8 protein-coding genes are annotated in these 8,464 nt (G+C 73.4%); 4 read left to right on the forward strand and 4 right to left on the reverse strand.

Features of this window, described 5'->3' with window-relative positions; genetic code table 11:
* The coding region (locus ACWD3D_RS28850; RefSeq protein ID WP_451463709.1) for an ArnT family glycosyltransferase at window positions 1-2,099 on the forward strand (2,099 nt) is incomplete at its 5' end.
* A gap of 129 nt (window positions 2,100-2,228) precedes the next feature.
* Here the strand turns inward: ACWD3D_RS28850 and ACWD3D_RS28855 are convergent.
* Window positions 2,229-3,395 carry a serine hydrolase domain-containing protein gene (locus ACWD3D_RS28855; protein WP_451463710.1) on the reverse strand — a complete coding sequence of 389 codons (1,167 nt, stop codon included), beginning with the start codon at window positions 3,393-3,395 and terminating at the stop codon, window positions 2,229-2,231.
* 330 nt (window positions 3,396-3,725) lie between these two features.
* Here ACWD3D_RS28855 and ACWD3D_RS28860 point away from each other — a divergent pair, with 330 nt between their 5' ends.
* The 3 genes from ACWD3D_RS28860 (at window position 3,726) to ACWD3D_RS28870 (ending at window position 6,447) form a co-directional block, all read left to right on the forward strand.
* Window positions 3,726-5,282 (forward strand): MFS transporter, encoded by a 1,557-nt coding sequence (locus tag ACWD3D_RS28860; protein ID WP_451463711.1) that lies wholly within the window; start codon window positions 3,726-3,728, stop codon window positions 5,280-5,282.
* 75 nt (window positions 5,283-5,357) lie between these two features.
* Window positions 5,358-6,149 carry a TetR/AcrR family transcriptional regulator gene (locus ACWD3D_RS28865; RefSeq protein WP_451463712.1) on the forward strand — a complete coding sequence of 264 codons (792 nt, stop codon included), beginning with the start codon at window positions 5,358-5,360 and terminating at the stop codon, window positions 6,147-6,149.
* Between the two features lie 79 nt (window positions 6,150-6,228).
* Window positions 6,229-6,447: a hypothetical protein gene (locus ACWD3D_RS28870; RefSeq protein WP_451463713.1), complete on the forward strand. Its 219-nt coding sequence runs from the start codon at window positions 6,229-6,231 to the stop codon at window positions 6,445-6,447.
* Between the two features lie 22 nt (window positions 6,448-6,469).
* Here the strand turns inward: ACWD3D_RS28870 and ACWD3D_RS28875 are convergent, their stop codons facing one another.
* The 3 genes from ACWD3D_RS28875 to ACWD3D_RS28885 all read right to left on the reverse strand — a co-directional run.
* A complete protein-coding gene (locus tag ACWD3D_RS28875) occupies window positions 6,470-7,441 on the reverse strand; it encodes an NAD(P)-dependent oxidoreductase (protein ID WP_451463714.1) in 972 nt (323 codons plus the stop codon).
* Window positions 7,442-7,462: 21 nt separating this feature from the next.
* On the reverse strand, window positions 7,463-7,939 hold the full coding sequence (locus ACWD3D_RS28880; protein WP_451463715.1) for a PPOX class F420-dependent oxidoreductase: 477 nt from the start codon (window positions 7,937-7,939) through the stop codon (window positions 7,463-7,465).
* Between the two features lie 133 nt (window positions 7,940-8,072).
* On the reverse strand, window positions 8,073-8,464 hold a 392-nt coding region (locus tag ACWD3D_RS28885), incomplete at its 5' end, for a YceI family protein (RefSeq protein WP_451463716.1).

Here is an 8,464-nt window from a genome sequence, read left to right on the forward strand (position 1 = left end):
GGTCCGGCCGGGCGGCCCGGCTCTGGCGGGGCAGGCCCGAGGACCCGTCCTGGGCGCGCCCGGCCTTCCTCGGCCTGATGCTGGTGGTCGCGCTCGCCTACGTCTGGAACCTCAGCGCCTCCGGGTACGCCAACTCCTTCTACTCCGCGGCCGTCCAGGCCGGCAGCGAGAGCTGGAAGGCGTTCTTCTTCGGCTCCTCGGACGCGGCCAACGCGATCACGGTCGACAAGCCGCCGGCCGCGCTCTGGCCGATGGCGATCTCGGTGCGGATCTTCGGCCTCGGTTCCTGGGCGATCCTGCTGCCCGAGGTTCTGATGGGTGTCGCCACCGCCGGGGTGCTGTACGCGGCCGTGCGCCGCCGCTTCAGCGCCGCGGCGGGTCTCCTCACGGTGGGCGCGTTCGCGCTGACCCCCGTCGCCGCGCTGATGTTCCGCTTCAACAACCCGGACGCGCTCCTCGCGCTGCTGATGACCGTCACCGTGTACTGCGTGCTCCGCGCGGTGGAGAACGGCCGCACCAAGTGGCTGGTCTGGGCGGGCGTCGCGGTCGGGCTCGCCTTCCTGGCGAAGACCCTCCAGGCGTTCCTGATCCTGCCGCCGCTGGCCGTGCTGTACGCGGTCCTCGCGCCCGTGTCCGTACGGAAGCGGTTCGGTCAACTGGCGCTGTCCGCGGCGGTGATGGTCGTCGCGGGCGGCTGGTGGGTGGCGATCGTCGAGCTGTGGCCCGCTTCCTCCCGCCCGTACATCGGCGGTTCGCAGAACAACTCCTTCCTGGAACTGACCTTCGGCTACAACGGACTCGGCCGCATCAGCGGCGACGAGACCGGCAGCGTCGGCGGCGGTGGCGGACAGGGCGGCGGCTGGGGCGAGACCGGCATCGGCCGCATGTTCAACTCCGAGATCGGCAGCCAGATCAGCTGGCTGCTGCCCGCAGCGCTGATCCTGCTCGTGGCCGGGCTCTGGCTCACCCGCAGGGCGCCGCGCACCGACGCGCGCCGGGCCGCGTTCCTCGCGTGGGGCGGTTCGCTGCTGATGACCGCGGTGGTCTTCAGCTTCATGGCCGGCATCTTCCACCAGTACTACACGGTGGCCCTCGCCCCCTACCTCGCGGCGCTCGTCGGCATCGGCGCGGGCGCGCTGTGGGAGGAGCGGACCGCGTGGTGGGCGAGCGCGGTGCTCGGCTCCACCGTCGCGACCACGGCGGTCTGGGCGTTCGTCCTCCTCGGCCGGACCCCGGACTACCTGCCGTGGCTGCGCTGGGCGGTCCTGCTCTTCGGCCTGATCAGCGCCGTGTGGCTGGTGTTCGCGGGACGGCTGGGCCGGCCTCTCGGACTCGTGGTGGCGGCGGTCGCGATCGTCGCTTCGCTGGCCGGCCCGGCCGCGTACACGATCAGCACCCTCGACACCGGACACGAGGGGTCGATCGTCACGGCCGGACCGTCCGGAGCCAGCTCGATGGGCGGGGGCGGCGGCCCCGGCGGTGGTGGTCCCGGCGGTGGCGGCGGCGGGATGCAGCCCCCGGGCGGCATGACCGGCCAGGGCAACGGCGGCCAGACCGCCGGCCGGACCGGTCAGGGCCCCGGCGGTGGCGGCGGTACGCCTCCGAACGGCACGCCCCCCACCGGAACGACGGGGCAGATGCCCGGCCAGGGCACCGGCGGACAGAACGGCGGCACCATGCCCGGCGGGATGCCCGGCGGCACGGGCGAGGGCGGCGGCGGGGGCGGCGGCATGGGCGGCCTGCTCAACGGCGCCACGGTCTCCGACGCGGCGAAGAAGCTCCTGGAGAAGAACGCCGACGACTACACCTGGGTCGCCGCGGCCATCGGCTCGCAGAACTCCGCCAGTTACCAGCTCGCCACCGAGGACCCGGTGATGGCCGTCGGCGGCTTCAACGGGAGCGACCCGTCCCCGACCCTGGCGCAGTTCAAGGCCTACGTCTCCGCCGGGAAGATCCACTACTTCATCGGCGGCGGCATGGGCATGGGCGGCGGCGACAGCGGCACGTCCTCGAAGATCTCGTCCTGGGTCGAGGCCAACTACGAGGAGGTGACCGTCGGGAGCGCCACCTTCTACGACCTGACGCAGCCCAAGAGCTGACGTCCGTCCACGGCAACGGCACCACCTCATGACCACCCGTCCCCACGGGCAGGCGGGCCCGGCAACTGTCCGGGCCCGCCTCGGTCGTGTGGTGAGGCAGCGCCGTCCGCCCGGAGGGGGCGGACCCGCTCAGCCGCCCGCCCCGGCCCGTGCCGCGTACGTCCAGAAGTCCCGCATCAACTCCGGTGGCTTCGGTCCGCCCAGCTCGACCTGGGTCAGCAGCAGGGTGGTCAGCCCGGTGGACGGGACGATGTGCCCGGCCGTGCCGGTGCCGCCGACCCAGCCGTACCGGCCGTGTACGTTCCACGGGGCCAGGGCCTGCACGTCGACGGACCCGCCGAACCCCCAGCCCTGCCCCTCCGTGAAGAGTCCGCTCGCCTGCCGCTGGGCGGGGGTGAGGTGGTCGGTGAGCATCTGCCGTACCGAGCCGGCCGACAGCAGCCGCGTCCGGTCTCCGGTCAGCCCGCCCGTGAGGAGCATCCGGGCGAAGGCGAACCAGTCGTCCGCCGTGGAGACCAGGCCGCCCGCTCCCGAGGGGAAGGCGGGGAGAGTGCTCCACTGCCCGTCCGCCGGGTCCACCAGGTCGAACCCGCCGTCCTGGTGCGCCCGGTAGTAGCCGGTGAACCGGCCGAGGTCCGTCGTCGGGACGGCGAACCCGGTGTCCTTCATCCCGAGAGGTCCGAACAGCCGCTCCGCCAGGAACTCCGGCAGCGACTGCCCCGAGACCCGGGCGACGAGCACCCCGAGGATGTCCGAGCAGGTGTTGTAGAGCCATGCCTCGCCGGGCTGCCGGAGCAGCGGGATGCGCGAGAGGGTCCGCATCCAGGTGTCCGGTTCCGCGACGGCCTGCGGTTGCGGCGGGCCCTGGTTCAGCTCGGAGAAGAGCGGCGCGACGGCCGGCAACGCGAAGTCGGAGGGGAAGCCGTACCCGGCGCGGAAGGTGAGCAGGTCGAACACGGTGATCGGGCGCCTGGCCGGTACGACGTCGTCGACCGGGCCGTCCGGTGCCCTCACGACCTTGGGGGCGGACAGCTCCGGCAGCCAGTTCCCGACCGGTTGGCCGAGGGCGAGGCGCCCCTCGTCCACCAGCACCATCGTGGCCGCGGCGGTGACCGGCTTGGTGAGGGAGGCCAACCGGAAGATGGTGTCGCGGGCCATCGGCGGGGAGCCGTCGGTGTCCGCCGCACCGGACGCGGCCACGTCCACCCGTTCGCCACGGGCCACGAGCGCCACGGCACCGGGGACGGTGCCCCGTTCGGCGTAGGGCTCCAGGAATGCGTGCAAATCCGTCGTCATGGGTCCCACCTTCTCGGTCCGCCCGCCGGAAGAAGGGCTCCCGCGCCGACCACGTGGGTACCCCACCCGGCCCGTTCGCCTGTTCGTCCGTTCGGATGAGTGCGGGACATTCGCTTGTACGCCGTAGAGGAACTCCCTTACGGTGTATGGCGATCGGTCCTTCGCCCGCACGAGCGCACCGCCTCGCACTCCGTGAGCGCCCGGCACCTGTCCCGCGCGAGCGCCCCGCACGTCCCTCGCCCCGCCAGTCCCCGCCCCGCCAGTCTCAGCCCCGCACGGCCATGGCGTGTCGCGTCGCCGCGCCGGAGGGCTGTCCCCCAGGAGACCGCAATGACGGCGAACACCTCCACCCCTGCGGCCGGCCTCGGCCCGCCCCGGCACCCCCGGCGCTGGCTGATCCTCGGCGTGATCTGCGTCGCCCAGCTCACCGTGCTGCTCGACAACACCGTCCTGAACGTCGCGATCCCCTCCCTCACCGAGGAGTTGGGTGCCTCCGCCGCTCAGGTGCAGTGGATGATCAACGCGTACTCGCTCGTCCAGTCGGGCCTGCTGCTCACCGCGGGCAGCGCCTCGGACCGCTACGGCCGGAAGAAGATGCTGCTCGCCGGGCTCGCGGTGTTCGGGGCCGGTTCGCTGGTGGCCGCCTTCTCCCAGGACCCCGGCCAACTCGTCGCGGCCCGGGCGGGAATGGGGGTCGGCGGTGCGCTGCTGCTGACCAGCACGCTCGCCGTGGTGGTCCAGGTCTTCGACGAGACCGAGCGGGTCCGGGCCATCGGCCTCTGGGCCACCGTCAGTTCCCTCGGGTTCGCGGCCGGCCCGCTGCTCGGCGGTGTGCTGCTCGGCCACTTCTGGTGGGGTTCGATCTTCCTCGTCAACCTCCCCGTCGCCGTCCTCGGCCTGGTCGCCGTGGCCCGCCTCGTACCGGAGTCCAAGAGCCCGAGCGGCCAACGGCCGGACCTACTGGGCGCGTTGCTCTCCACGGTCGGACTGGGCTCCGTGGTGTACGCGATCATCTCCGGCCCTGAGCACGGCTGGGCCTCGTCACGGGTACTGACCCCCGCGTTCGCCGGGGTCGTCGTGCTGGCCGGGTTCGCGCTCTGGGAGCTGCGCGTGCCGTACCCGATGCTCGACATGCGCTTCTTCCGGAACCGGTCGTTCACCGGCGCGGTGACGGGCTCGGTGCTGGTCACCTTCGGGATGGGCGGCTCGCTCTTCCTGCTCACGCAGCACCTCCAGTTCGTCCTCGGCTACGAGCCGCTGGAGGCTGGGCTGCGCATCGCCCCGCTCGCCCTCACCGTGGTCGTGCTCAACCTCACCGGGCTCGGGGCCCGGCTCGTCCCCCGGATGGGCACCCCCGTCACGATCGCGGCCGGCATGTCCCTGCTGGCCGCCGGTCTCGCCGCCGTGGCGCTGCTCGCCCCGCACGGGTACGCCGGCATGCTGCTCGGCCTGGTCCTGACGGGTACGGGAATCTCCCTCGCGGGCCCCGCCATGGCCGCCGCGATCATGGGCGCCATCCCGCCGGAGCGCGCGGGGGTGGGCGCGGGCGTCAACGGCACCCTCGCCGAGTTCGGCAACGGCCTCGGCGTCGCCGTCCTCGGCGCGGTCCTCACCTCCCGCTTCGGCGCGTTGCTGCCCCTCGCCGCCGCCGGTGCCGGATCGCTCCCCGCCGCGCTGGCGGCGGCCGGGGACGGGCCGGAGCGTGCCACCGTCACGGACGCCTTCGCGTCCGGGCTGGAGCGAGGCCAACTGGTGGGCGCGGCAGCGGTGCTGGCCGGCGGGATGGTCGCGGCGCTGCTGTTGCGCCGGGCGGAACGAGCGGGTGGCGCACCCGGTGCGGCGGTCGGCTCGGAGATGCCGGGAGAGCCGACCGGCTCGGCGGCATAGCATCGGACCGGGCATCCGGGGCATCCGTGACGGTGCCCCGCCCGGTCCGTTCCCCGGGCACACGAGGAGAGCGCCATGGTGTCCGCGGCAGACCGGGCGGAGGAGCCCGCGACCAGAACCGTGTCGGCCCCACCGGCCGTGCGGACCAGTGTGTGGCTCGTCGGGCGTCCGGCCTCGCGTACCCGCAGGTCGGAAGGGTCGCCGGCGGGCCTCGACCGGGACCGGATCACCGCCGCCACGGTTCGGCTGCTGGACGCGGAGGGCCTCGCGAAGTTCTCCATGCGCCGCCTCGCCGCCGAGCTCGACGTCACCGCCATGTCCCTCTACTGGTACGTCGACACCAAGGACGACCTCCTGGAGCTGGCCCTCGACTCCATCTACGGCGAGATCGCGGCACCCCCCGAGGACGCCGTCTGGACCGAACGTCTGCGAGAACTCGCGGGGGCCTACCGGGCGTTGCTGGTGCGTCACGTGTGGGCCTCGTCGCTGGCCGGGAGCTTCCTCAACATCGGCCCGCACTCGGTGCTCTTCACCCGGGCCGTGCAGGAGGTGATCCGGGCGACCGGTCTCCCGCTGCACCAGCAGACCGGGGCGCTCTCGGCGGTCTTCCAGTTCGTGTACGGGTTCGGGACCATCGAGGGCGATCTCCGCCGCCGCTCGGCCGCCGCCGGGGTCAGCCAGGACGAGTACTTCCAGCAGGCGATGACCGCGTACCGCTCCGAGCCGAGCCTCAAGCCCGTCATCGACGTCTCGCAGGATCTGATGGACGCGCGCGGCGGTGACACGGTCGAGGAGATGCGCGAGCGGGACTTCGCCTTCGCCCTCGACCTGCTGATCGCCGGCATCGAGGCGATGCGGGACCGCTGAGGAGGGTGAGGCCGAGCCGCGAACACGTGGCCGACAACGAGGGGTTGACATGACAACCAGGGGTTGTCATTCTGGGGTCATGGCAGACACCGGGGACACCTCCGCGCACGAGCGGACCTTCGACCGCATCCGGGAGGCGCGGGACCGTGCCGTCCACCACACCCGCCTCGCCCGGGAGTTCGCCGTCGAACGACGGGATCTGATGCAGGGCCTCATCGGCCAGGGCGTCTCCCAGGCGGACATCGCCCGCGAACTGGGCGTGAGCCGTCAGGCGGTCCAGAAGATGCTGGCCTGCTGAACAGCCTCGCGGGGGCGGCCGGTCAGTAGCCCCGGACCACGTCCACGGTCAGCTCCGGCCGCAGACCCGCGCGCAACCGCGCCCAGCAGGCGGCGAAGTCGGCGACGACGTCCTCGTCCGCCGTGATGCCCGCCGAGTGCGAGGTGACGACCGTGCGCGGCAGCCGCCAGCACGGATCGCCGGGGCCGGCCGGTTCGGACGGCAGCACGTCCAGTACCGCCCGCCGTACCGAGCCGGCCCGCAGCGCCGCCTCCAGCGCGGCCAGGTCCACCGTCGCGCCGCGCCCCACGTTGACGAACGACGCTCCCCGCAGATGCCCGAAGCGCTCCGCGTCGAAGAAGTTCCCGGTCGCGGCGGTCAGGGGCAGCGCCGCGACGACCCAGCGCGCCTCGCCGAGCGCCTCGCGCTCCGCGTCCCCGCCGGCCGCCACCACCCGGTCGAAGCCGGGCGGCGGGACGGCGGGCACGGTACGGGCCACCCCGACCGTGCGGAGCCCGCAGGCCCGCAGCAGGACCGCCACCGCCGAGCCGATCCGGCCGGTGCCGTGGATCAGAACCGTCTGCCCGACGGCGAGTTCGGAGGGCTCGCGCCGCCACTCCTCGCGCGCGTGCCGGGCCGCGAACTCCGGTACCGACTGGCACTCGGCCAGTACCCAGGCGAGCACGTACTGCGCGATCCGCTCGCCCATCCGTCCGACCGTCCGGGTCAGCAGTACCCCGGCGGGCCAGGGGCCGGGCGCGAGCAGGGCGTCCGTACCGGCGTTGACGCTGTGGAACCAGAGCAGCCGGTCCGCCGGCAGGCCCGCCGGGCGCGAGGCCCCGACGTGGACGACCGGCTCACCCCCGGCGACGACCGGCACGCCGTCCGCCGGGTACGTGTCCCACGGGCGGCCGGTGATCTCCGCCAGCCCGTGGCGTACGGCCGGGGAGACGTCGGGGGCGGTGAGCAGCCGGGCGCGGCCGAGGAGCGCGGTGTCGGGCAGGGGGGTGGTCACGGGAGGCACTCGGGCGGGTCCTCAGGCGTCGGTGCCGGTGACGAGCCGGGCGGGGAAGCCACCGGTGGCGATCGGTCCCCAGCGCTCCGGGGTGATTCTGATGATCGACTTGCCCTGCTTGATCATGGCGGCCCGGTACTCGTCCCAGTCCGGGTGCTCGCCGGAGATGTTGCGGAAGTACTCCACGAGCGGCTCGACCGAGTCCGGCGCGTCGATGACCTCGGCGGTGCCGTCGATCTGCACCCAGGGGCCGTTCCAGTCGTCGGAGAGGACGACCACGCTGACCTGGGCGTCGCGCTTGGCGTTGCGGGTCTTGGCGCGCTCCGGGTAGGTGGAGACCACGATCCGGCCCGAGTCGTCCACCCCGCAGGTGAGCGGGGATGCCTGGGGGCGGCCGTCGGACCGTGCGGTGATCAGCAGCGCCCGGTGGCGGGGCCTCACGAACGCCAGCAACTCGTCACGGTCGGCGGTGGTGTTGGTCGCGATGTGGGGAGCCATGTGCCCAGCTTAAGGGCCGTCCCGACGGTACGCCCGGGACGCGGGACGGGCCGGTCACCGGCCCGGTACGCACGACGGGCCGGTCACCGGCGGAAGGCGTACCCTCCGCGGCGCCGGCCCGTCGCGCACGGGTTCAGGAGGGCAGGGTGCCGCCCTGGACCGCCTGGATGTCCAGCTCCACGCGGAGCGTCGTGCCGATGGCGGAGATGCCCGCCTTCACGACCTGGTTGTAGTTCATGGCGAAGTCGTCGCGGCGCAGCTCGGCCGTGGCGCGGAACGCCGCCCGGACCCCGCCCCACGGGTCGGGGCCGGTGCCGAGGTAGGTGAGGTCGAGGTCGACGGGGCGGGCGATGCCCCGCATCGTCAGCTCGCCCTTGACCGTCCAGCGGTCCGGGCCGGCGGGGACCAGCGCGTGGGAGCTGTACGCGAGTTCCGGGAAGCGCTCCACGTCGAGGAAGTCGGCGGAGCGCAGGTGCTTGTCGCGCATGCCGTTGCCGGTGTCGATGCTCGCCGCGTCGATGACGG

The sequence above is a fragment of the Streptomyces sp. NPDC002690 genome (genome assembly GCF_053592415.1).